Here is a 21,338-nt window from a genome sequence, read left to right on the forward strand (position 1 = left end):
TGATGCCGGAGCTACAACTGACGACACACCGCTCGCCGGCAAACTACAGGATCGGTCTGGCAGTATCCACGGCGCTGCTGATACATACACTCCTGCTGTCCGGATTGCCCGCACCGATCCAGCAGCCCGAAGACACTCGCCACCGCATTCGCTTCGAACTCGTCAGCCCCGGGGCAACGGCCAGCCCCGCCCTGGCCCCCTCGACCTCCACGGAAGCTCCCGACAGTCGTAACCCGAGATTCGAGGTAGCGCCAACGGTAACCGATAGCGCCCCCAACACCCCAGAGCCAACGACAACCGAGTCTGAGCGCAAAACGGCGAGGACCGAGCCTACACCCCGGGAACGGACTAGCCAGGCTTCGGAGGATCAGGTGAAGGCAGCGCCAACGACGTCTTCGCCGGCCCGCGAATCCCAGGCCGAGGAATCCCGCGCCACGGTCGCGGCCCGCTCAGGCGAACAGGCTCCCGAGACAGAATCCAAGCCGACCGCCAACGCAACCCAGGTCACCGAGTCACCGAGCGAGCGGGATCCATACCTGGTCAAACTGGCCGTCCATCTGAGCCATGAGCTTCAGAGGCTGAGAGTGCCGGCGATCAACCAGCTCTCAGAGAAGGTGGCGATGGAAATTGAGCTTCAGCTACTGGAAAACGGCGCCCTGACACGGGCAAGAATTCTGAAATCGACGGGGATAAAAGTAATAGACGATGCGGCTTATCGCGCATCACTGGCCGCCAGCCCCTACCCGGAGCCACCGGCCGGAAAGGAAAGCCAGAACCGCTTCGAGGTGGAACTGGTGTTCTCCCCGAAACGGCTCTGATTGCGCTAAATCAGGCTTCTGCCTGCTTTGCGGCTTCCTTGACCATTTTGGCCAGCTCGCCGCTCTCGGACATTTCCAGAATGATGTCGCAACCGCCCACAAGCTCACCATTGATGTAGAGCTGGGGATAGGTGGGCCAGCTGGAATAGACCTTCAGGGCCTCGCGCAGCTCCTGATTATCCAGGATGTTAACGAACGCGAAACGCTCGCCACAGGCCATCAGTGCCTGGACTGTCTTGGCGGAAAATCCGCACTGGGGCGCCTGCGGGCTACCCTTCATGTACAGAATGACGGGGTTATCTTCGAGCTGGCTCTTGATGGTTTCGTTGATGTCCATGAACACTCACCTCTGAAAGGAAACAAAATTGCCAAAGGGCAACGGACTTGACGCTATTGTACACGTCACGCGAACACCGCACCAAACGTCTGACTTCCATCGCCCGTGGGGCCCCGGCCTGCGGCGTTGTCATCCCCGCCGCGAAGGGCTAGACTTGTTGGCCCTTTTTCAGGCAACACCTTAGCCATATTTTTCGCTGACCCCGCTGATCCGGGGGTTCGTTGACATAAGGGCCATTGCATGGCGGCAAGACACTTTCTGACATTGAACGACATGAACACCACCGAGCTTGAGAGCCTGGTGGATCACGCCACCAGACTCCGCAACGAGTGGCGTCAGGGAAAGGTTCGGGACTCCCTGAAGAATCGCGTTCTGGCGATGATTTTCGAGAAGTCTTCCACCCGGACCCGAGTCTCGTTCGAAGCCGGCATGGCCCAGCTAGGCGGTTCAGCCCTCTTCCTGTCTCCGCGGGATACGCAACTGGGGCGCGGTGAGCCGATTGAGGATTCTGCCATCGTGATCTCAAGCATGGTGGACGCCGTTATGATCCGCACCTTTGCCCACGATACGGTCGAGCGCTTTGCCGCCGCATCCAGAGTGCCTGTGATCAATGCCCTGACTGACGACTTCCACCCCTGCCAGTTGCTTGCGGACATGCAAACATACCGCGAACATCGTGGCAGCATCCGGGGAGCCACCGTGGCCTGGATTGGCGACGGCAACAATATGTGCCATTCCTACGTCAACGCGGCCTCGCAGTTCAATTTCCATCTGAATGTAGCCTGTCCGGAGGGTTACGAGCCCGATGCGGCGCTGCTTGAGGCCCATGGTGACCGGGTCACCGTCTTCCGGGACCCGGCCGAGGCGGCACGCAATGCTAACTTACTGGTCACGGATGTCTGGGCATCAATGGGCCAGGAAGAGGAGCAGAAAATTCGCGAGCGGGCCTTCCGCAACTACCAGATCAATCCGGACCTGATGAAGGTCGCGGATAAGGATGCGCTGTTCATGCATTGCCTGCCCGCACACCGCGGCGAAGAAATCTCGGTCGATATGATGGAACACCCCGGCTCGGTGGTCTGGGAGGAAGCCGAAAACCGGCTGCACGCGCAGAAGGCGTTGCTGGAATTTCTTATCCTCAACCGCCTGGATTGAGCCCATGGGAATGACGGCGAATTCTCCGGGAGACTGGCTGCTTGAAGTCAACAACCTGTCCTGCGGTTATGGCGGAGATTCCGTGATCCGGGACGTGAGCTTTGCTCTGAGTCACGGCGATATCGGCTGCCTGCTCGGTCCCAGTGGTTGTGGGAAAAGCACCATCTTGCGAGCACTGGCGGGCTTTCTCCCGCTAAACAGTGGCGAAATCTGCCTGCAGTCCCAGGCCATCAGCCTGCCCGGAAGGACACTGCCCCCGGAGAAGCGTCGTATTGGCATGGTGTTCCAGGACTATGCTCTGTTCCCGCATCTGACAATAGCCGACAACGTCGGTTTCGGCCTCCGCAAAATGCCCAAGGCGGACCGGCGCCAGAAAGTGATGGAACTGCTCGACGTCGTGCATCTGCGGGACCTGGCCGACAACTATCCCCATGAGTTGTCAGGTGGCCAGCAACAGAGGGTTGCACTCGCCCGGGCACTGGCACCCGAGCCGACCCTGATCCTGCTCGACGAGCCATTTTCGAACCTAGACGCAGACCTGCGCCGACGCCTGAGTCTGGATGTTCGGGAAATTCTCAAAACGCTGGGCATCAGCGCCATTCTGGTCACCCACGACCAGCAGGAAGCCTTCGCCATGTGCGACCAAGTTGCGGTCCTGCGGGACGGGCAAATCCAGCAGTGGGATGTGCCCTACAACCTTTATCACGAGCCTTCGAACCGGTTCGTCGCCAGCTTTGTTGGCCAGGGTGGCTTTGTACCGGGGAAGGCGCTGGGGCCGGACACGATTGAATCCGAACTGGGCGTCATTCGTGGTAACCGGGCCTACAAATGGTCACCGGGCACTCTGGTAGATGTCCTGATTCGACCGGACGACATTCTCTACGATCCGGACTCCGAGCTGCGCCCCAAGGTGGTTGAGAAAACCTTCGCCGGTACGTCGACGCTATATCGCTTCCGTTGCTCGGAGGAAACCGAGTTCGAGGCCCTGTTCCGCAGCCACCTGGATTTCCACTTGGGCGAGACGGTGCCAGTGCGGGTTGAAGCCGACCACCTCATTGCATTCGAGCGCACGGCCTGAACAAGGCTTAGTTGTTGCAAACGCGCTCTACCGCATCCAGCCAGCCGGCATACAGTGATTCCCGTAGTGCCGGCCCCATTTCGGGATGGAATTGGCGCTCACACTCCCAGAGACGGGATATCTCGTCCAGGCTCTCGTAGACTCCGGTTTGCAGGCCTGCAAGAAAGGCGGCACCCAGCGCGGTGGTTTCCGTCACCTTGGGGCGATCCACTGTGACGTTGAGGATGTCGGCCAGAAACTGCATCACCCACTCGTTGACCACCATGCCGCCGTCCACGCGCAGTGACTCCAGCCGCGCACCATCGTTTTGAATGGCTCGGACCAGATCCTTGGTTTGGTAACACACCGACTGCAAACCAGCAGTCACGATTTCCGCGATCCCCGTGTCACGGGTCAGCCCCATGATGGCGCCACGAGCGTGAGGGTCCCAATGGGGGGCGCCCAGACCGGTGAAGGCGGGCACCATGTACACGGGGTTGTCGACGCCGACCGACTCCGCATGGGCCGACGATTCATCAGCATGACTGATCAGCTTCAGCCCATCCCGCAACCACTGCATGGCGGCCCCAGCCACGAAAATGCTCCCCTCCATGGCGTAGCAAGGTTTCCCGTTCAGCCGGTACGCCATAGTGGTCAATAACCGGTTTTCAGACCGTAATGCCCGATCGCCGGTGTTGAGCATCAGAAAGCAGCCCGTCCCGTAGGTGCTCTTGGCCATCCCGGGCTCAAAACAGGCCTGACCTATCAGTGCCGCGTGCTGATCACCGGCAATACCGGCGACGGCGACCGGAGCACCCAGCCATTCCGCGTCGGTGCTGCCAAAATCGGCTGCGCTGTCCAGGACTTCAGGCAACAGGGCCCTCGGTACTCGAAACAGTTTCAGGAGTTCATCGTCCCAGGCCTGACTGTGGATGTTGAACAGCGCCGTACGGGATGCATTGGTCGCGTCGGTGTAGTGGGACGTACCACCGGTCAGATTCCACAACAGCCAGCTGTCCACGGTACCGAACGCAAGTTCCCCGGATTCGGCCCGGGCTCTCGCGCCCTCGACGTTATCTAGGATCCAGGCAATCTTGGTCGCGGAAAAATAGGGATCGATTAACAGGCCGGTCCGCTCGACAACGGTATCCTCGTGGCCATCGGTCTTGAGCTTGGTACACAGGGAAGCTGTCCGCCGGTCCTGCCAGACTATGGCGTGGTATATGGGCTTGCCGGTGGAACGTTCCCAGATCACCGTGGTCTCGCGCTGGTTGGTGATGCCGATGCCGGACAATTGCCTGGCCGCCACGCCGGCTTTCTCCAGTGCACCCCGACAAACCGCCAGCGTACTGTCCCAGATTTCCAGCGCGTCATGCTCCACCCAACCATCCCTCGGGAAATACTGGTGAAACTCCTGCTGGTCAACAGCGACGCTGCTGCCGCTCTCGTCAAATACAATGGCACGGGAACTCGTGGTTCCCTGGTCGATGGCAAGCAGATAGCGGGTCATGGACATCTCCGGTTGTTTTTCCGGATTCTAGCAGCAGTGCCACGACGGTGAGAGTGAACAGGACAAAAAACGGGAGGAAAGGCATAAAAAAAGGGCCGGAAAAACCGGCCCTTAAATGACGAATGAAACAAGGAAAGTTCGTAAGAACTACAACCTCAAAAGTCATCCCTTACGCTTTCTATTATTGATAATGTCGCCGGGATCTTCAGTAGCGGTTATGTAGCAGCTTTGTTACATCAGGTTAGAGGGTGAGGTGCAGTTCACACAACGGCATCGACAGGCTTCTTACGCGGCCACACCAGGCTGAATCGGGCCCCGCCCAACGCATCGCTACGGCCGACAAAGGCCTGGCCACCGTGCCAATAGAGAATCCGCCGAACAATAGAGAGCCCCAGACCGTAGCCACCGGAGGTCCGTGTCCGACTGTCATCGAGCCGGGCAAACGCGGTAAACACTTTTTCCCAATCCTGCTCCGGCACGCCTGGCCCGTCGTCCTCAACGTCGATGCGACAATTGTCCTCGTCAATGTGACAGCGAACCAGGACACGACCTTCGGCATACCGACCCGCATTGCCTACCAGGTTCTGGATAGCCCGGTGAATGTAGCGGGGTTCGACATCCGACATTGCCCACCGTTCCGCCTCCGGTTCGATGTCTGCCTCGATGACCAGCGCCGGGCGAATGATCTGCTGTTCGGAAACCACCTGCCGGACCAGATCCGTCACCGATGCCTCCTGCAGCGAAAATACGGGGCCGCCCTGCTCAAGGCGGGCGTACGTCAGAATCTCATCGATGAGTTCATCCAGCTCCTGGATGTCGCCATCGATGTCGTCGAGCTGTTTCTGCAGCCGGTCCTTGTCCTGGCAGGACTCGATCATCTGAACGCCAAACCGGATTCGTGCGACCGGCGTCCGTAACTCGTGGGACACTGCATGAATCATTTCACGCTGGACCTGAACCAGACGCTGGATGTGTTCCGCCATCCCGTTAAAGGAGGCCGCCAGCCTGGACACCAGGGTGCCGGTACCGGCTTCAACTCGCGCCCCCATCTCGCCCCTGGCTATGCGGATCGCAACCGACTCCACCTTGCGAAGATTACTGTCGACTTCACGCAATCCGAGATACAGCGCCACCGCGAGCACGCTACCGATGACCAGGACCATTAACAGAATGACCGGCCACGCCCAAGGGTCAAAGGGGCCCGCCATATCCATCCGCAACAACTCCCCGTCTTCAAGCCTGATCAACACTTGCCCCTGCCCGGAGGCATCATCACGAAAGAACACCATGCCCTGTCTGGCAACCTGATCAAGCACCTCAGCGGAAGGCAGAAGCGCAACGTCATCAACCGGCCGCACCCGGACATTCAGCTCCTCCGACATCCGCGCTGCCATTTCCGAGCGCTCGTCGGAACCGGATGAATCCAGGTGCCATCGAACGATCAGGGCCACCGCTTCGGCGACCTGCTTATAGGTATCGTCCAGCCGCACCTGCAGGACCCGGCCTTCTTCCGGTGCGCCCACCAGAATTCGGTAACCGGTCGAGCCTTCCACAGCGACGACCTGATGGTAGCCGAGACGTTCAAGGGTGATCGCGGACAAGGATTCGAGCTCTGCCGAACCGAGGACGGAAAAGTTGTAGAGCGATCCAAGCCAGTGATAGCGATCGGAGGCCGCTGGATCGGACTGAAGCCAGCGCATCAGAGGCTCGGGGAAACGCTCATGCCAGAACTGTGATCTGACCGAATTGACACCGACAAACAACGCTACACAGAGCAGCACCACCAGTGCTGTCAGGCCGGCAACTCGGGCATAAAGCTTGAGGAAGAACATCAGGGGCATGTCACAAACCCTGGCACGGAACGCCGGCGTGACCAACGCGGTTCACACCGGCTCCAGAGGCTGAATCGTCAGGCTTCCTTAACGAACAGGTAGCCTTTGCTGCGAACGGTCTTGATTCGCCGTGGGTGGATGGGATCGTCACCGATTTTCGGCCGTATCCGGGAAACCCGGACATCGATGGAGCGATCCTGGCCGTCGTACTCGATGCCACGCAATGCCGTGAAGATTTCTTCCCGGCTGAGCACGCGACCGGCATTGCTGGCGAGCAGCCAGAGCAGATCAAATTCCGCGCTGGTCAGATCGATGCTTTCGTCGCTCAACCAGGCTTCGCGCATAGAGCGGTCGACCACAAGGTCATTGAACTGCAACCGTACCGGTTCCTCCCCGCTCTTTTCTTCACCACCATTCTGGCCGGTCTCGGTAACCCGGCGCAACATGGCCCGGATCCGGGCCAGCAGGACACGGGGCTTGACCGGCTTGCCGACGTAGTCGTCTGCGCCCATTTCCAGACCCAACACCTGATCCAGGTCGTCGGTGCGGGCAGTCAGCATGATGATTGGACCGGAGTAGTAAGGGCGCACCCGACGACAGATAGACAAACCATCCTCGCCCGGCAGCATCAGGTCCAGAACCACCAGATCAGGCTGTTCGTTCCGGATGCGCTCCACAGCCGGGCCCCCATGGGTTTCGAGGGACACCTGTAGCCCGTTACTTTCCAGATACTCACGGGTCAGTTCTGCCAGCCGCTCGTCATCCTCGACAATGAGAATTCGCCAACTTTCGTTTGTCTGTTCCACGCCATCCATCTCTGGTTTTGTTATTTCGGTTGTGAGTAACATTGCTTGCCCGACGATACAGGCAACCTGCCGTAACAGCAATTATACATGCTATTCAGAAATATACATGGAAGGACGCCTCTGTTACACCCCGTGACAATAGGCACAACTGGCCCAGATCCAAGGGCAATGTCACGAAGACGTCACTCCCCGGTCACCCATGTGTCACACCGGCTTCATAACCTTGTCGGCAAATGGACACAGAAGAGACCATGCCATGACCGCACAATCCCTGAGACCCCGCCGCAGTGCCCGTCGGCTGAAAACCGATACCACCCGCACCCCTGACATGATCGAAGAGGCACAGCGTTTACGCTATCGGGTGTTCTCGGAAGAATACGGCAGCGATCTCGGCGCGGAAATTCCAGGCCTCGACGCAGACACTTTCGATACCGTCTGCGACCACCTGGTTGTGACCGATAGCGACAACGGTCAATTGGTGGCCACCACCAGAATCCTGCACCAGGCAGACACCGGCCCTGTCGGCGGCTTCTACTCGGCCGGGGAGTTTGAGCTTTCTGCCCTCAAGAACCTGCCCGGCGCCGTTGCCGAACTAGGACGCACCTGCGTGCATCCCGACTACCGGAATGGCGCGACCATCAGCCTGCTCTGGTCTGCGGTGGCAGAATACCTGGTGTCCCACAACGTCGACTACCTGATCGGCTGCGCGAGCATCAGCATGTCCGATGGCGGACTCAAGGCCTGGCGGATTGCTCGTCACCTGCAACGGGAATACTTGGCGGACGACACCTTCCGAGTCTACCCCCTGCGCGCCCTTCCGCACCTGACCCACACTGCCAACGAGGAGCTCCCGGTAGAGGTACCACCGCTCCTGAAGGCCTATATGCGACTCGGCGCACGAGTCTGCGGCGAGCCGTGCTGGGACCCCGACTTCCGGTGCGCTGACCTGCTCGTGCTCCTTGAGGTCAACAACCTGGCCTCCCGTTACAGCCGGCACTTTCTGGGCAAGGCTTCCTGAAGCAGAAACGGCCAGGAGGCCCCCATGGAATGGCTCAGACTGACCTTCCGGCTCACAAACTTCAGCCTGTTCCTGGCGGCCACCGGCTTGCTGGCGACGTCTCTTCTGATAGCCGAAATCCTGGCGCGGCGGCCCATTGACCGCACGCGCTGGGCCCGGCGCTGTTTCCGCGGTGCATGCTGGTGCCTCGGCCTCGACATTCATGTCCACGGCACGCCCCCCGTTCGAAACGCCCTCGTTGCCAGCAACCATATCAGTTGGTCAGACATTCCGATTCTGGGCAGCCTCACCCCGGTCCTGTTCCTGTCCAAGGCCGAGGTCGGGCAATGGCCGGTGATTGGCTGGCTGGCACGAGAGGCGGGTACACTTTTCATCAAGCGTGGCGGCGGCAAGGCCCGGCGAATCCGGCGAGCAATTGCCGAAAAGCTCGCAGCAGGCGAATCCATTCTCATCTTTCCGGAAGCAACGACCAGTTGCGGCCTGACCGTTCTACCCTTCCACGGCTTGCTCCTGGGCGCTGCCGCAGATTCCGGCGTCCCGATTCAGCCGGTGACCATCAGTTACCGGCGCAACGGGCGCCCGGACCACCTGGCCCCCTTTGTGGGGGAGGACACCTTCCACGGTCACATCGTGACGATGCTGAGACATCGACCCGCTCAGGTCGATGTGCTTTTTCACCGCCCGATCGAAGTGGGCCCGGAGACGGGCACAGCGGGCCTCGCGGAACAGCTCCGGAACATTGTGCGGGCGGGCTTGGCCGGAATCCAGCAGGGAGAACTGGACGTTCAGACTGAGCAGGGGATCAGAACAGCGGGCGACCCTGGGTTATCTCGTCCTCAGTAGCTTCCCGCCGACCGACGATTTCCAGGTCAAAGTAGAGCGTGAAGCCCGCCAGCGGATGATTGGCGTCAACCTTCACCAGGTTTCCGTCAATGCCGACGACCTGGACGATCTTGGCCTCGTCGCCGGTGTTGGTCTGAAACTTCATGCCGATCTGAAGATCTTCCACGCCCTCAAACATGGACCGTGGCACCTTGCGGATCAGCTCCGGATTGTGTTCACCATAAGCCATCGCAGGCGGGACCGTGACTTCCAGGCAATCGCCCACGTTGCGATCTTTCACCGCTTTCTGAATACCCTCAATGATGTCGGGGCTGCCATAGATAAAGTGGAGCGGCTCGCTACCTTCGGAGGTGTCAACGAGTTCGCCAATCTTGTTCTTCAGAACGTAGTGGACGGTGAAAACTTCGGGTTTGGCTTGTGAAACATCCATCAGGCTTCTGGCTTTCCTGTATCGGTTGGTGTGTCAATCAGTTGCAGACCGTGAATAACCAGACGCTGGTCCAGCTTCTCCCGTACCCCGGAGGGGCTACCCAGGCCCATGCGTTCCAGCAATGAACCATAGCGACCCTCATCATCCCGGGCCCGGAAGGCCTGCCACAATGTTGACAGTTTACCACGGCGGGTTGCCGTTGCGGCCTTCAGGGTTTTAAGGGCTTTCCCTAACGTCAGCTCCTCGTCGGTAAAATCTCGGCCGAACGGAAAGGCTGGGAACCAGTCTTGATCGCCACCCACTGAAACCGCGTTGCGAACCGCTTCCGGTGTGTTGTTGCACCAGTCAGCCGGCAGCCGGAAGGCCGAATCCACCTTGCCCGCCTTTTGCGCCTGATTCAGCAGGTCCTGCTGGAAGCGGGAATCGGCAATACGGATGAGCCGCAGATAAACCTGCTCGTCCGATTGACCTCGCAGGTCGGCGATACCGTACTCGGTAACCACGATATCCCGGAGATGGCGGGGAATTGTGCAATGGCCATAATTGAAAACGATGTTGGAGAGCGTCTTACCGGCGGAGTGGCGGGTGGCACGCAAGGTGAGGATGGACCGCGCGCCTGGTAACTCGTGGGCCATGGCCACGAAGTTATACTGACCACCTACACCGCTGACAACCCGACCGTCGTCCAGACCATCAGACACCGCGGCGCCATTGAGCGTGTGCATCATGGTTGAATTGATGAACCGACTGTGAACCCGCTGTGCCGCTTTGAGTCGCTGGTTCCCGAAACGATGATCGTATAGCTGGTTGATGTAATTCACGCTGGTCATGCAGATCTGGTTACGCTGCTCATCGCTCAGTTCCCTCAGCGCCTGGTAGAAGCGCTCTGGCCCGACGTAAAAGCCGCCATGCATGGCAATACCGCCCTTGAGACAATTCCCCAGCGCCAGGGTTTCGATGGCCTCACGGGCCTCCTGGCTGTCGAGATCGCCCTCAACGGACTGCTCACCGATCAGCAGACGCCCACCCTTGAACTCCACCGAGTCCTTCAGGACCCCCAACTGCACCAGCCAGCTGACGTCTCTCGCCCGCATGGGTGAATCAATCAGCCGTTCCCGGCGGAGCACGTCCAGCGACGCCATGGACACGTCCCGGGTCAGTTCCCCCTGGTTGATGAGGGTCTGGAGGTCGGCATGATCAAACACCTCGCGCCGGAGAATGCCCGCCTGCATGAGGTAGAGGAAGCCATCCACCATCATTTCACTGCACCCGTACAGGCCCTTCTCGAACGGCCCGGTGCCGCCGTCGGTTTCGACGACCGGGAAACGCTCCGCGACCTTGAGGTGGTCGAACACAGCCCGCCAGGCGTCGTTATGCTGGTGCCGGAGAATGGCGCTGTGAACCAGGGCGGCGCCCAGGGATCCGATGCCCACCTGCAGAGTCCCTCCGTCCCGGAGCAGAGCACTGGCATAGAAACCGATGAGATGGTCCTCGGGGCTCACCGCCATTTCCGGAGCTGAGAACAGCGGGTGGTCGGTGTCCGGTTGATCGAGGACCACATCGAATTCCGCCTCCTCCACCGCCGCATGATGATCCATCCACGGCAGATTACGATTCATTTCCGCCACCAGCGCTACCGGTGTGCCATTGGCTTCACGCTCACGCATCAGGGGTAACAGATCAAGCGTCAGATCCGGGTTGCAGCTGAGGCTGACCATGCCGGGACGGTCCGAAGCCTCGCCCGGGGAAACCATCTGTGCCACGACATTGATCCCCTGAGCCATCAGGTCGCGCACCGCATGGGTGTAATTACTGCACACGTAATGCCGCTGCTGCGACCGGTTGTTGAGGTAACTGCCCGCTTTGAAGAAGAATTCGGAGACCTGCACGTTCGCCGGCAGACGATTGGCAGAGACCGCCCGCGCGTAGGCCAATTCCGGAATCTGGCCGTAGAGGCGCTCGGCGAAAGGACCCAGAAAGCGCTTCTCCAGGGAAGAGGCGCCTCGAGGAGCCAGAAGCGAGAGGGCCGTGACGATGCGCAGTTGAATCTCGGGATCGTCGACGGCGCGCTGGTACATTGCATTAACGAACCGGACCGGCTTCCCCAGACCCAGCGGCAATCCCAGCGTAATGTTTTTGCCTACCCGACGAATCACTTCATCGACACAGGCGTTCACATCGTTTGCACGACGATCATTTTCGTCCGCCATCTACCAAGCTCCTTGTGGGTCAATCAGGCTGTTGGGCGATGATCACACGACGCAAAGGCACTGGCAATGCGCCAGATCATGATTCAGGAGAAGTTTCGGGAGAGGCTGACTGACAGAACGTTGACGAAATGAGAGGGGAAAGGCGTCAGAAGTTCCACTTCAGGTTAAGGCAGGCGCCCTCGTTGAGCAGGGCGATGCCGTGGTCGGGTCTAGCCGGCTCGGAAGCGTAGCGCTTACCGCTGTTGTCGGACCGGGAAAGCGTCAGGGTCAGGAGGCGGGAACCAAGCTCACTGAAAGCCTCAACCGAGTCCTCTTCGAAATCGCCTGACATCTGCTCCTGAAGCTCATAAACGTCTTCAATGACAACGGCTTCGCCCATCTCATCGAATACGCGCTCGCCTGCTTCGGCGCGCACGACGAAAGCAACCAGATTGAGAACGAGTAATGCGACAAAAATGCGAATAATCATGACACTTCAAAGACCTTTGACAGAGCCGGAATTTTACGGATACGTAAGGCTAAAGTCTAATGATTAAACGCCGGAAAGATGTGAATTTGCACACATATGCGTCGATTATTTGTCAACAAACGACCATCTTTTTGTCAAAATATAATCCAGAATATTTCAGGTTGTAACCGTGGCAGCGGCAGACCCCGGCAACCTTGGCTCCGGGGTCTGCTTGCAAAATTACGGGCAGGGATATGTGAACTCCCCGTGAATTGACTCGATGGCCTCAAGCACCTCCGCATTCAATTCCAGTGTTGCCGAGCCGAGGTTTTCCCGAAGTTGCTCCATGGTCGTGGCACCAATGATATTGCTGGTTACAAAGCTCCGGCTGTTGACGTAGGCCAGTGCCATCTGAACCGGCGACAGGCCGTGTTTGCGGGCCAGCTCCACGTAAGCACGGGTAGCGTCCATACCGCGGCCACTGGTGTAGCGGCTAAATCGCTCGTACAGGGTCAGCCTTCCTTTCTCCGGCCATGCCTCGCCCAGGTATTTGCCGGACAGCATACCGAAGGCAAGCGGTGAATAGGCCAGCAGCCCGACCTGTTCCCGGTGCGCGATTTCCGCCATTCCCACTTCGAACGTACGGTTCAGCAGATTGTAGGGATTCTGGATACTGACCGGGCACGGCCACCCTTTCTCTTTGGCAAGGCGCAGATACTCCATTGTTCCCCAGGGGGTTTCGTTCGACAGCCCGACATGGCGGATCTTGCCTTCACGGACCAACTCGTCCAGGGCACCCAGTGTCTCTTCAATTGGGGTAAAACTCTCGTCCGGATTGTGCTCATACCCGAGCCGGCCAAAGAAATTGGCATTACGATCCGGCCAATGCACCTGGTACAGATCAATGTAGTCCGTTTTCAGGCGCTGCAGACTCGCATCACAGGCCTCCCGGATGTGCGCCCGGGTCAGCCGAGGCCCGTTCCGGAGGTAGGTCAAGCCGTTACCCGGCCCTGCCACTTTGGAGGCGATCACGAGGTCATCCCGACGCCCGCGCTTCGCCAGCCAATTGCCCAGACAGGTCTCAGTCTCCCCCTGGGTCTCGGCACGGGGCGGCACCGGGTACATTTCTGCCGCGTCGATGAAATTCACCCCCTGCGACGTGGCGTAGTCCAGCTGCTCAAAAGCGTCCTGCTCGGTATTCTGCTCACCCCAGGTCATGGTGCCGAGGCAGATCAGGCTGACATCAATGTCCGTATTTCCAAGCTTTCGCGTTTGCATAGTATCTCCGCATCAGTTTGCTCAACGGGTAAAGGGAATGTCACGGGACTGTCGTTTAACTGTCATGCCCGCTTCCCACACTGGGGACATGTCAGAGGAACCACAGGAAACATCGTGACCGAGACCATCCAGGCCAAGCGACGTGAACAACACATTACCATTGTTTCCGAGACCTTTCCGCCGGAAATCAATGGGGTGGCGAATACTCTGAGGCATCTTTGCCAGGGTCTGATGCAACACGGACATCGCGTCACCGTGATACGCCCCCGACAGCGTCACGAAAGCAGGGGCACGGTGGCCGGTGCTGGCCGCGCCCTGTTCAGTCACGAGCATGTGGTTACCGGCGTGCCGCTGCCGGGCTATGCAGATCTCCGGTTCGGCCTGGTTCGCAGTCGCCACCTCAGGAAGCTCTGGCAAAAAGACCGACCAGACGCCATTTACGTCGCGACCCAGGGTCCACTGGGCGTAGCCGCCGTGACGGCCGCGCGGGGATTGGGCGTACCCGTCAGCTCTGGTTTCCACACCAATTTTCACAGTTACAGCCGCTATTATGGCGTCGGCATCCTGGAACGCCTCCTGTGCGCCTATGGCCGCTGGTTTCACAACCGCACCGCGGTCACCCTGGTGCCAACGCGAAAGATGGAGCAGACCACGGCAACCATGGGCATCAGAGCCACCGGACTCTGGAGCCGTGGTGTCGATTGCGGCCGCTTCAGCCCATACAAACGGGACAACGCATTGCGTGCATCCTGGGGCCTGAAGACCAATGACCGCGCGGTGATCTATGTCGGCCGCCTGGCGCCGGAGAAAAACTTGCGCATGGCCGTGGCCTGCTACGAGCGGATCCGAAGCCTGCACCTCCAGACCCGTTTCATACTGGTTGGCGACGGCCCCCTGCGGCGGCAACTGGCGGAACGGCACCCAGATTACATTTTTTGCGGTACCCAGCGCGGAGAAGACCTTGCACGCCACTATGCCTCCGCTGACCTGTTCCTGTTTCCGAGCAAAACCGACACGTTCGGGAACGTCGTCCTGGAAGCCATGGCCAGCGGACTTGCGGTGGTGGCCTTTGACGACGGCGCCGCCAGCGAACACTTGCGACATGAAGGGAATGGTATGAAAGCGGCCCTGGCCCAGGACGAAGACTTTGTCGACAGCGCCCTGCGCCTGGCCGACCAGCCTACCCTGCTCAATCGAATTCGCGCCCAGGCTCGCCTCGACGCCCTCGAACTGGACTGGAACTCGCAGATTGACCAGTTCGAACACCTGGTTTTCAACCAACAAGTCAGGATCGGATACCGTGGCATCAGCAAGCAAAGCATCTCGATTCTTTAACCTGGCAGACCAGCGGGAATACGCCTTCTGCCAGGCCATCAACCGCGTGGCACGATTCCCGGGCGTGCTCGGCTACTTCCAACTGGTCAGCCGACTCGGCGACGGCGGGTTCTGGTATGCACTGATTCTCGCCATCCCGCTGCTGGTCCCGGATCAGGGACCGGCGCTGGCCCTGCTGATGACATTGACCGGGCTGGCCTGCACGCTGACCTATAAGGTGCTGAAACGCAGACTGGTTCGTGAGCGGCCCTTCATTTCTTTTCCATCCATCAACTGCGGCACGCCGCCCCTCGACCGTTACAGCTTCCCGTCCGGCCACACCCTGCACGCCGTCTGCTTCCAGGCCATGCTGCTAAACGCTGCGCCTGCCCTGGCGCTGGCGATCTTGCCGTTTACCATCAGCGTGGCTGCATCCCGTGTGGTATTGGGCCTGCACTACCCCACTGACGTTGCCGCCGGCGCCGTGATTGGGGGCCTGATGGGCTATGCCTCTACCCAGTACGTGCTTTTCGAAATGCGGGTGTTGTTGTCAGCCTGAGGTCAATCGAACAGTCGAAGCTGGGTGACCGGTGCGTCATCGTTCCGGAACCGCACTCCAAGCCCCAGCAGGCGCACCGGCCGGTCCTTGTCACCAACCAGTTCCTTGAAAAGCGGCAGGTAATCCTCGAAAACAGGTTCTTTGACATGCTCCCGTACCCGCTCCAGCGTATGGGTTGAAAAATCGCTGTAGCGGATCTTGATGAATAGCTTGTGAATTGGTTTCCGCCGTGCCTTGCGAGTAAGACGGAGGTTCAGGTCTGCCACCAGTGAGGCCATGACAGTCTCACACGCGGATCGGTCCGGAAGGTCCTGGGAAAAGGTACGCTCGACGCTGATCGACTTGGCGATGCGGGAGACGACCACTGGGCGCTCATCACGGCCGTGGGCCATTTCGTGCAGACGGTATCCCTGCTTGCCAAACCGGTCCACCAGCACCTCCGGACCCACGGCCTGGAGATCTCCGCAATTTTCGACACCGAGTGCATGCAATTTCGCCGCCGTAACCTGGCCGACGCCAAACAGCTTTTCCACCGGCAGCCCGCGCACGAAGTCATCGACGTCTTCGGGCCGGATCACGAACAGGCCATCGGGCTTCTCCCAATCGCTGGCAATCTTGGCCAGAAACTTGTTGGGGGCGACGCCTGCCGAGACGGTAATACCGACTTCCCGCCGAATGCGCTCCCTCAGGTAGCGGGCCATCAACGTGGCACTGCCCTTGTGATCGGTTATTTCGGAAACATCAAGGAAGGCTTCATCCAGCGACAGCGGTTCGACCAGGTCCGTCATCTCCCGGAGAATGGCCATCACCTGTTGCGATGCTGCCCGGTAGCGGGCCATATCGGTCGGAACGGTCACCAGGCCGGGGCATAGCCTCCGGGCCTCGCTGCCCGGCATTGCGGAGCGCACCCCGAACGCCCGCGCCCGGTAGTTGCAGGTGGTCACCACACCGCGGCCGCCGTCACCACCCACCGCCAAGGGTACATCCCGAAGGCTGGGATCATCCCGCATCTCCACCGCCGCATAGAAGCAGTCGCAATCCACATGGATAATCTTGCGCTGGTGCATGGTAAAGGGGCAGCTCGCGTTTACATTCTGTACATTTATACAGCCTTGTATCTTAAGCTATCATGCTGAGAATGTCAGGAACCCCTTATAACGAGTGAGAATCATCGCGAGGCCCCATGAGCAACCCAATTCCAGAGTCCAACCGCACTGAAATCGAGGCAGCCGCCTTCCGGCGCCTGGTAAAGCATCTGCAAAGCAACACCGACGTGCAGAATATTGATCTGATGAACCTGGCCGGTTTCTGCCGAAACTGCCTGTCGAAATGGTATCGCGCCGAAGCGGAAGAGCGCGGGTTCGAGATTTCGGATCCGGACGCCCGGGAAGAAATCTACGGCATGCCGTATGAAGACTGGAAATCCCGCTACCAGACCGGTCCCAAACAGGATCACAAATAATGAACGTCAATGACGCGGTACGCATTCATCTTGCGTCTCTTGCGGCAGGCCATGCCGATTTCGACGATACCCTGGCGCTGATCGACCGTCACTTCGAATACCAGCCGACCGGCTTTCACAACGGCCCGCTTCACAACCCCGCGGGCGAAAATGCCGGTTCGTGCCGGGTGTTTGCCCTGGGCCGCTACTGCACCCTGCCCGAGGCGGAAACCCTGCAACTGTTCGCACAGCACTACCAGCAGGTCATGGGCGATCCCGTCGGTGATAGCCATGGCAACATTCGTCAGTTCATCAGTACCGGTTGGTCCGGCATTCGCTTTGAAGACGAGCCCCTGCGACTGCGCCCAACGCCAAACACCATGGAAGAGACCCGTTCATGACCGATACCGCCACCTCCGGGGTTAACCAGGTTTTTCAACTGAAAAGCGCCAGCGTGTCCATGACGGCACTGGAACTTCATTACTTCGACAACGATGATTTTGAAGCAACATTGCGGGACAAGATCAGCCAGGCACCGGGCTTCTTCAAGGACATTCCCATCATTGTCAGCCTGGACAAATACGAGGGGCTCGACAGCGAGCTGGATTTTTTCAAGATTATCGGCACCTGCCGCCGCCACAACATCCATGTTGTCGGGGTTCGCGGTGGCAATGATGACCAGCGTCGACTGGCCAGAGGCGCGGCACTGGCGTTACTGCCCGGCAACAGTCAGCGCGACCGCGCCCACGAGCAGATTCGTGAACCGGAGTCGACAGCCACCGGAGAGACGCCGGAAGCCACCGAACCCGCGGCTACCAACACCACGGAACCCAGCCCTGCCCGGGTGATCAATCAGCCGGTTCGATCAGGCCAGCAAGTGTACGCCCCTGACGGGGACCTCATCATACTGGCACCGGTTCAGGCCGGCGCCGAAGTACTCGCTGCCGGCAACATTCATGTGTACGGCCCCTTGCGGGGTCGAGCCCTGGCGGGCATTCACGGGGCCGAATCGGCCCGGGTTTTCTGCCAATCTCTTGAGGCGGAGCTTGTGTCCATCGCCGGACACTATAAAATCTCCGAAGATCTTCAGGACAATGGCTGGAAAAGCGCTGTACAGATCCAGCTCAGGGACGACCTGCTGGTGGTAACGCCACTGGACAAGGCCTGATATCAAGAGGACAACAACAACTTGACCGGATAATTCGGCAGACACGACGAATCCACCGCGAAACAGGAATCTAACCTTGGCTAGAATCATTGTCGTTACTTCAGGAAAGGGCGGCGTTGGTAAGACCACCACCAGCGCCTCAATCAGCACCGGCCTTGCTAAACGCGGCCACAAAACCGTCGTCATCGATTTTGACGTGGGACTGCGCAATCTTGACCTGATCATGAATTGCGAACGACGGGTCGTGTACGACTTCGTCAACGTTATTCAGGGTGAAGCCAGCCTGAACCAGGCGCTGATCCGCGACAAGCGCGTCGATACCCTTTACATCCTGCCAGCCTCCCAGACCCGCGAGAAGGAAGCGCTGACCAAGGATGGCGTCGAGAAGGTCATCAACGAGCTGTCAGAAACCTTCGATTACATCGTCTGCGATTCACCGGCCGGGATCGAGCATGGGGCCCTGATGGCCCTGTACTACGCCGATGAAGCAGTTGTGGTCACAAACCCTGAGGTCTCCTCGGTTCGGGATTCCGACCGCATTCTGGGTATTCTGCAAAGCAAATCCCGCCGGGCAGAGATGGGGCAGGATCCTGTCAAGGAACACCTGCTGCTCACCCGCTACAACCCGGACCGGGTCGAGAAAGGCGAAATGCTGTCGGTGGGTGACGTCGAGGAAATCCTTGCGATCCCCCTGCTGGGCCTGATTCCGGAAAGCCAGGTGGTGCTGAACGCCTCCAACCAGGGTCTGCCCGTGATTCTCGAGGAAGAGAGCGACGCCGGCCAGGCCTACGAAGACGCCGTGGCCCGCCTTCTGGGCGAAGACCGGGAACACCGGTTCATGACTGCCCAGAAGAAGGGTTTTTTCTCACGGATGTTCAAGGGAGGCTAACGGATGAGTTTCCTCGATTACTTCAAGGGTAAGAAAACCAACACCGCGCACGTGGCCAAAGAGCGATTGCAGATCATCGTTGCCCACGAACGCGGCCAGCGAGACCTACCGGATTACCTGCCCAAACTGCAGCAGGAGCTGTTGGCGGTGATCCGAAAATACGTCCAGATCAGCGACGACATGGTACAGGTCGAGGTGGATCGCAACGAAAGCTGCTCCGTTCTCGAACTGAACGTGACCCTGCCCGAACGATGATCGATCCCGCCGGAGCCCCGGCATAGCGGGGGCTACCAGCGGGCGAAATGATCTTCCATTAATCCCCGTAGGCCGTCTACGGGGATTTTTGTTCCCGCCTCATCAACAACATGACCTGTGAAAGTGCCAATGAACTGGCGGAAGTTGGACGCCAGTACCAAAGCATTCAGCTTTTCCTTGCGCACCCCTGCCGGCACGAACTTGAGATCCACCCGGCCATCGTCCGTACTCACCCCCCAGTCACTGCCCGGCCGATAACGGTCAAACTCGAACCGGGCAGCGCCCAGCTTGATGCACCGACCATCCAGCCACAGGGCGTTTTCGGTCATCCCGGTTTCATTGACACCGGCTGCGAGGTTGAGGCCAAGGGAGCGACCGTCCGCCAGTTTGCCCGCAAGGCACGCCCAGTTCCAGGCGGTCTCCCGACGCATGAAACCACAACTCCAGTCGATGGAGGCGCGGGTGTCGGCATCACATCGCCAGATGCGATGATCCCAGCGTACCTCCCCTTCCACCGGCAAGCCGGCGGATTTCCGGGTAAACACCCAGCCATTGTAGCCGGCCGGACACACCAGCCTGAGCGGGTCGTGGTCCTCCTGGATCTCAAGGTCGACCCGGATACCCCCCGGGGCAATGACCGTGATGTTGCGACCACCCGGTGCGGCAACGATCCGGAGCGCAACCTCGCCCTTGATGAACGTTGCCATGCCATGCTCGGGATTCGGTTCGATCCGTGCGCCACTGCCGAAGGGCTGGAGAAAGGACTTTTCATACAGGGTGCCGGTTTCAAAGTCGTACAGGTAGAAGAACCCGTTCGCCACCAGCTTCAGATCCACCAGAGCCATTCCGAAGACCCAGCCGGGGCCCATGGCGCTGACAAACTGGAACTGGTTGAACCGCCACTGGCGGGCAAGGCGGGAGCGCGGCCGGTCCATGACCGTCCGCAGATCATAATCGAGGTAATTGATCTCATCCACCGGACCGTCGAGGATGCCGGCAGTGATTTTCCCGTTTTCATCAATCAGCTTTCGTGTGCTCATGGTCATCGTCACTTCGGGCCATTTGACGGGAGCAGCGGTCCAGGGAGTTACCTGGTTCACAATCCCTTGTTTCCGTGGCCTTATCCATTAAGGCGTCATGCTAGACTCGGGCCACCATCGTTAAGGAAGTTTACCCTATGAGAAAGACCGGAGCCCACCGATTTACGGGCCTGGCCTCAGCCATCAGCGGCGGCCTCTGTGCCCTGCTGGTTACCGCCCTCGCAGCAGCCCATGCCCGGGCGGAACTGCCGGCCGAGGACGCGGATGGCTGGAGCCTGCGCAAGGAAGCCGACAGTATTCGCGTCTACACGATTGACCGGAACGATTCCAGCTTCAAGGCCTTCAAGGCGGAGGCCGTTCTGGACGCGCCCATCGAGAACCTGATGGCCGTGATGATGAACCCGCAGTCCTGTATCGAGTGGGTCCACAACTGCACCGAGTCCTACGCTTTCGGTAAGGGCAACTTTCATGACCGGTACGCCTATTCGGTCAACGACATGCCCTGGCCAGTAACCGACCGGGACTACGTTCTGCGCATACGGACCCGAGGCAACCAGGCGTCCGGCGAGATCATCATGGATCTGAATGCCACCCCGAACCAGCGCGCCGAATTCGACACCCGGGTTCGGGTAGACCGCTCGGACACCCTGTACCGGTTTATCCCGGAAGGTGACAAGACCCGCATGATCTGGTTGCAGCACACCGATCCCAACGGGGCCCTGCCGGGCTGGCTGGTCAATTCCCTGCTGGTGGACATCCCGGTCCGCTCGCTGCAGGCTCTCGAGCAGGTTGCCGGAAAAGATCGTTACCAGGGCTTTGAACTGGTCTATGATGAAACCGGACAGCTTGTGGATGTGCGCCATTCCGGAAACTGAAGGGATGACGCACACCCACTGAAAGGCTAAGCTTGAGCCAAAGGACATTTCAGAG

The 21,338-nt window shown here is 59.4% G+C and carries 23 protein-coding genes; 13 read left to right on the forward strand and 10 right to left on the reverse strand.

Annotated features, from left to right (window positions below; all coding sequences use genetic code 11):
• Nucleotides 1–2: 2 nt before the first annotated feature.
• The gene (locus tag QQF73_RS16970) at nucleotides 3–818 is read left to right on the forward strand and encodes a TonB family protein (protein WP_285368931.1); all 816 of its coding nucleotides are present in this window, start codon (nucleotides 3–5) and stop codon (nucleotides 816–818) included.
• A 10-nt stretch (nucleotides 819–828) separates the two neighbouring features.
• Here QQF73_RS16970 and grxD read toward each other — a convergent pair whose 3' ends face one another.
• The gene (grxD, locus tag QQF73_RS16975; protein WP_285368933.1) at nucleotides 829–1,155 is read right to left on the reverse strand and encodes a Grx4 family monothiol glutaredoxin; all 327 of its coding nucleotides are present in this window, start codon (nucleotides 1,153–1,155) and stop codon (nucleotides 829–831) included.
• A gap of 240 nt (nucleotides 1,156–1,395) precedes the next feature.
• Between grxD and argF the strand changes: the two genes are divergently transcribed.
• Both argF and QQF73_RS16985 read left to right on the forward strand, forming a co-directional pair.
• Entirely contained in the window at nucleotides 1,396–2,310 is a 915-nt protein-coding gene (argF, locus tag QQF73_RS16980) for an ornithine carbamoyltransferase (RefSeq protein WP_219868526.1), read from the forward strand.
• 4 nt (nucleotides 2,311–2,314) lie between these two features.
• Complete coding sequence (locus tag QQF73_RS16985) at nucleotides 2,315–3,388, forward strand: ABC transporter ATP-binding protein (protein WP_219868527.1); 1,074 nt, start codon at nucleotides 2,315–2,317, stop codon at nucleotides 3,386–3,388.
• Nucleotides 3,389–3,395: 7 nt separating this feature from the next.
• Here QQF73_RS16985 and glpK read toward each other — a convergent pair whose 3' ends face one another.
• The 3 genes from glpK to QQF73_RS17000 form a co-directional block, all read right to left on the reverse strand.
• Nucleotides 3,396–4,877, reverse strand: coding sequence for a glycerol kinase GlpK (glpK, locus tag QQF73_RS16990; RefSeq protein WP_285368936.1), 1,482 nt, complete (start codon nucleotides 4,875–4,877; stop codon nucleotides 3,396–3,398).
• 260 nt (nucleotides 4,878–5,137) lie between these two features.
• Nucleotides 5,138–6,718: an ATP-binding protein gene (locus QQF73_RS16995; protein WP_219868529.1), complete on the reverse strand. Its 1,581-nt coding sequence runs from the start codon at nucleotides 6,716–6,718 to the stop codon at nucleotides 5,138–5,140.
• A gap of 68 nt (nucleotides 6,719–6,786) precedes the next feature.
• A complete protein-coding gene (locus tag QQF73_RS17000) occupies nucleotides 6,787–7,524 on the reverse strand; it encodes a response regulator (RefSeq protein ID WP_219868683.1) in 738 nt (245 codons plus the stop codon).
• A gap of 247 nt (nucleotides 7,525–7,771) precedes the next feature.
• Between QQF73_RS17000 and QQF73_RS17005 the strand changes: the two genes are divergently transcribed.
• Together QQF73_RS17005 and QQF73_RS17010 are read left to right on the forward strand one after the other, a co-directional pair.
• Nucleotides 7,772–8,533 carry a GNAT family N-acetyltransferase gene (locus tag QQF73_RS17005; RefSeq protein ID WP_285368943.1) on the forward strand — a complete coding sequence of 254 codons (762 nt, stop codon included), beginning with the start codon at nucleotides 7,772–7,774 and terminating at the stop codon, nucleotides 8,531–8,533.
• A gap of 24 nt (nucleotides 8,534–8,557) precedes the next feature.
• Entirely contained in the window at nucleotides 8,558–9,376 is an 819-nt protein-coding gene (locus QQF73_RS17010) for a lysophospholipid acyltransferase family protein (protein WP_219868531.1), read from the forward strand.
• Here QQF73_RS17010 and QQF73_RS17015 read toward each other — a convergent pair.
• The 4 genes from QQF73_RS17015 to QQF73_RS17030 form a co-directional block, all read right to left on the reverse strand.
• Nucleotides 9,336–9,806 (reverse strand): FKBP-type peptidyl-prolyl cis-trans isomerase, encoded by a 471-nt coding sequence (locus tag QQF73_RS17015; protein WP_219868532.1) that lies wholly within the window; start codon nucleotides 9,804–9,806, stop codon nucleotides 9,336–9,338. The genes QQF73_RS17010 and QQF73_RS17015 overlap by 41 nt on opposite strands.
• Nucleotides 9,806–12,016: an acetyl-CoA hydrolase/transferase C-terminal domain-containing protein gene (locus tag QQF73_RS17020; RefSeq protein WP_285368945.1), complete on the reverse strand. Its 2,211-nt coding sequence runs from the start codon at nucleotides 12,014–12,016 to the stop codon at nucleotides 9,806–9,808. The genes QQF73_RS17015 and QQF73_RS17020 overlap by 1 nt, the downstream gene beginning before the upstream one ends.
• 145 nt (nucleotides 12,017–12,161) lie before the next feature.
• A complete protein-coding gene (locus QQF73_RS17025) occupies nucleotides 12,162–12,485 on the reverse strand; it encodes a hypothetical protein (protein ID WP_219868534.1) in 324 nt (107 codons plus the stop codon).
• 219 nt (nucleotides 12,486–12,704) lie between these two features.
• Nucleotides 12,705–13,742, reverse strand: coding sequence for an NADP(H)-dependent aldo-keto reductase (locus QQF73_RS17030; protein WP_219868535.1), 1,038 nt, complete (start codon nucleotides 13,740–13,742; stop codon nucleotides 12,705–12,707).
• 114 nt (nucleotides 13,743–13,856) lie between these two features.
• Here QQF73_RS17030 and QQF73_RS17035 point away from each other — a divergent pair, with 114 nt between their 5' ends.
• Together QQF73_RS17035 and QQF73_RS17040 are read left to right on the forward strand one after the other, a co-directional pair.
• Nucleotides 13,857–15,077, forward strand: a complete 1,221-nt coding sequence (locus QQF73_RS17035; protein ID WP_219868536.1) for a glycosyltransferase family 4 protein — start codon at nucleotides 13,857–13,859, stop codon at nucleotides 15,075–15,077.
• Nucleotides 15,043–15,615, forward strand: a complete 573-nt coding sequence (locus QQF73_RS17040; protein WP_219868537.1) for a phosphatase PAP2 family protein — start codon at nucleotides 15,043–15,045, stop codon at nucleotides 15,613–15,615. The genes QQF73_RS17035 and QQF73_RS17040 overlap by 35 nt, the downstream gene beginning before the upstream one ends.
• Before the next feature lie 2 nt (nucleotides 15,616–15,617).
• Here the strand turns inward: QQF73_RS17040 and dinB are convergent, their stop codons facing one another.
• The gene (gene dinB / locus QQF73_RS17045; protein ID WP_219868538.1) at nucleotides 15,618–16,682 is read right to left on the reverse strand and encodes a DNA polymerase IV; all 1,065 of its coding nucleotides are present in this window, start codon (nucleotides 16,680–16,682) and stop codon (nucleotides 15,618–15,620) included.
• 116 nt (nucleotides 16,683–16,798) lie between these two features.
• Here dinB and QQF73_RS17050 point away from each other — a divergent pair, with 116 nt between their 5' ends.
• The 5 genes from QQF73_RS17050 to minE all read left to right on the forward strand — a co-directional run bounded on the left by QQF73_RS17050 (nucleotide 16,799) and on the right by minE (nucleotide 19,368).
• The gene (locus QQF73_RS17050) at nucleotides 16,799–17,077 is read left to right on the forward strand and encodes a DUF1244 domain-containing protein (RefSeq protein ID WP_219868539.1); all 279 of its coding nucleotides are present in this window, start codon (nucleotides 16,799–16,801) and stop codon (nucleotides 17,075–17,077) included.
• Entirely contained in the window at nucleotides 17,077–17,457 is a 381-nt protein-coding gene (locus QQF73_RS17055; protein ID WP_219868540.1) for a HopJ type III effector protein, read from the forward strand. The genes QQF73_RS17050 and QQF73_RS17055 overlap by 1 nt, the downstream gene beginning before the upstream one ends.
• Nucleotides 17,454–18,224 (forward strand): septum site-determining protein MinC, encoded by a 771-nt coding sequence (gene minC, locus QQF73_RS17060; RefSeq protein WP_285368947.1) that lies wholly within the window; start codon nucleotides 17,454–17,456, stop codon nucleotides 18,222–18,224. The genes QQF73_RS17055 and minC overlap by 4 nt, the downstream gene beginning before the upstream one ends.
• A gap of 76 nt (nucleotides 18,225–18,300) precedes the next feature.
• On the forward strand, nucleotides 18,301–19,113 hold the full coding sequence (gene minD / locus QQF73_RS17065) for a septum site-determining protein MinD (RefSeq protein WP_219868542.1): 813 nt from the start codon (nucleotides 18,301–18,303) through the stop codon (nucleotides 19,111–19,113).
• Between the two features lie 3 nt (nucleotides 19,114–19,116).
• Nucleotides 19,117–19,368, forward strand: a complete 252-nt coding sequence (gene minE, locus QQF73_RS17070) for a cell division topological specificity factor MinE (protein ID WP_219868543.1) — start codon at nucleotides 19,117–19,119, stop codon at nucleotides 19,366–19,368.
• Nucleotides 19,369–19,400: 32 nt separating this feature from the next.
• Here the strand turns inward: minE and QQF73_RS17075 are convergent, their stop codons facing one another.
• On the reverse strand, nucleotides 19,401–20,408 hold the full coding sequence (locus QQF73_RS17075; RefSeq protein ID WP_285368950.1) for a DUF2804 domain-containing protein: 1,008 nt from the start codon (nucleotides 20,406–20,408) through the stop codon (nucleotides 19,401–19,403).
• Between the two features lie 137 nt (nucleotides 20,409–20,545).
• Here QQF73_RS17075 and QQF73_RS17080 point away from each other — a divergent pair, with 137 nt between their 5' ends.
• Nucleotides 20,546–21,283 (forward strand): START domain-containing protein, encoded by a 738-nt coding sequence (locus tag QQF73_RS17080; RefSeq protein WP_285368951.1) that lies wholly within the window; start codon nucleotides 20,546–20,548, stop codon nucleotides 21,281–21,283.
• Nucleotides 21,284–21,338: the final 55 nt, after the last annotated feature.

The organism is Marinobacter albus (assembly GCF_030238305.1).
GTDB classification, from domain to species: domain Bacteria; phylum Pseudomonadota; class Gammaproteobacteria; order Pseudomonadales; family Oleiphilaceae; genus Marinobacter; species Marinobacter albus.

Coding starts and splice junctions, on each gene's coding strand:
- glpK (WP_285368936.1), bottom strand. CDS start 4,877: ATGACCCGCTATCTGCTTGCCATCGACCAGGGAACCACGAGTTCCCGT.
- QQF73_RS17050 (WP_219868539.1), top strand. CDS start 16,799: ATGAGCAACCCAATTCCAGAGTCCAACCGCACTGAAATCGAGGCAGCC.
- dinB (WP_219868538.1), bottom strand. CDS start 16,682: ATGCACCAGCGCAAGATTATCCATGTGGATTGCGACTGCTTCTATGCG.
- QQF73_RS16995 (WP_219868529.1), bottom strand. CDS start 6,718: ATGCCCCTGATGTTCTTCCTCAAGCTTTATGCCCGAGTTGCCGGCCTG.
- QQF73_RS17005 (WP_285368943.1), top strand. CDS start 7,772: ATGACCGCACAATCCCTGAGACCCCGCCGCAGTGCCCGTCGGCTGAAA.
- argF (WP_219868526.1), top strand. CDS start 1,396: ATGGCGGCAAGACACTTTCTGACATTGAACGACATGAACACCACCGAG.
- minC (WP_285368947.1), top strand. CDS start 17,454: ATGACCGATACCGCCACCTCCGGGGTTAACCAGGTTTTTCAACTGAAA.
- QQF73_RS17025 (WP_219868534.1), bottom strand. CDS start 12,485: ATGATTATTCGCATTTTTGTCGCATTACTCGTTCTCAATCTGGTTGCT.
- QQF73_RS17055 (WP_219868540.1), top strand. CDS start 17,077: ATGAACGTCAATGACGCGGTACGCATTCATCTTGCGTCTCTTGCGGCA.
- QQF73_RS17030 (WP_219868535.1), bottom strand. CDS start 13,742: ATGCAAACGCGAAAGCTTGGAAATACGGACATTGATGTCAGCCTGATC.
- QQF73_RS17010 (WP_219868531.1), top strand. CDS start 8,558: ATGGAATGGCTCAGACTGACCTTCCGGCTCACAAACTTCAGCCTGTTC.
- QQF73_RS16985 (WP_219868527.1), top strand. CDS start 2,315: ATGGGAATGACGGCGAATTCTCCGGGAGACTGGCTGCTTGAAGTCAAC.
- QQF73_RS17080 (WP_285368951.1), top strand. CDS start 20,546: ATGAGAAAGACCGGAGCCCACCGATTTACGGGCCTGGCCTCAGCCATC.
- QQF73_RS17075 (WP_285368950.1), bottom strand. CDS start 20,408: ATGAGCACACGAAAGCTGATTGATGAAAACGGGAAAATCACTGCCGGC.
- minE (WP_219868543.1), top strand. CDS start 19,117: ATGAGTTTCCTCGATTACTTCAAGGGTAAGAAAACCAACACCGCGCAC.
- QQF73_RS17015 (WP_219868532.1), bottom strand. CDS start 9,806: ATGGATGTTTCACAAGCCAAACCCGAAGTTTTCACCGTCCACTACGTT.
- QQF73_RS16970 (WP_285368931.1), top strand. CDS start 3: ATGCCGGAGCTACAACTGACGACACACCGCTCGCCGGCAAACTACAGG.
- QQF73_RS17020 (WP_285368945.1), bottom strand. CDS start 12,016: ATGGCGGACGAAAATGATCGTCGTGCAAACGATGTGAACGCCTGTGTC.
- QQF73_RS17000 (WP_219868683.1), bottom strand. CDS start 7,524: ATGGATGGCGTGGAACAGACAAACGAAAGTTGGCGAATTCTCATTGTC.
- grxD (WP_285368933.1), bottom strand. CDS start 1,155: ATGGACATCAACGAAACCATCAAGAGCCAGCTCGAAGATAACCCCGTC.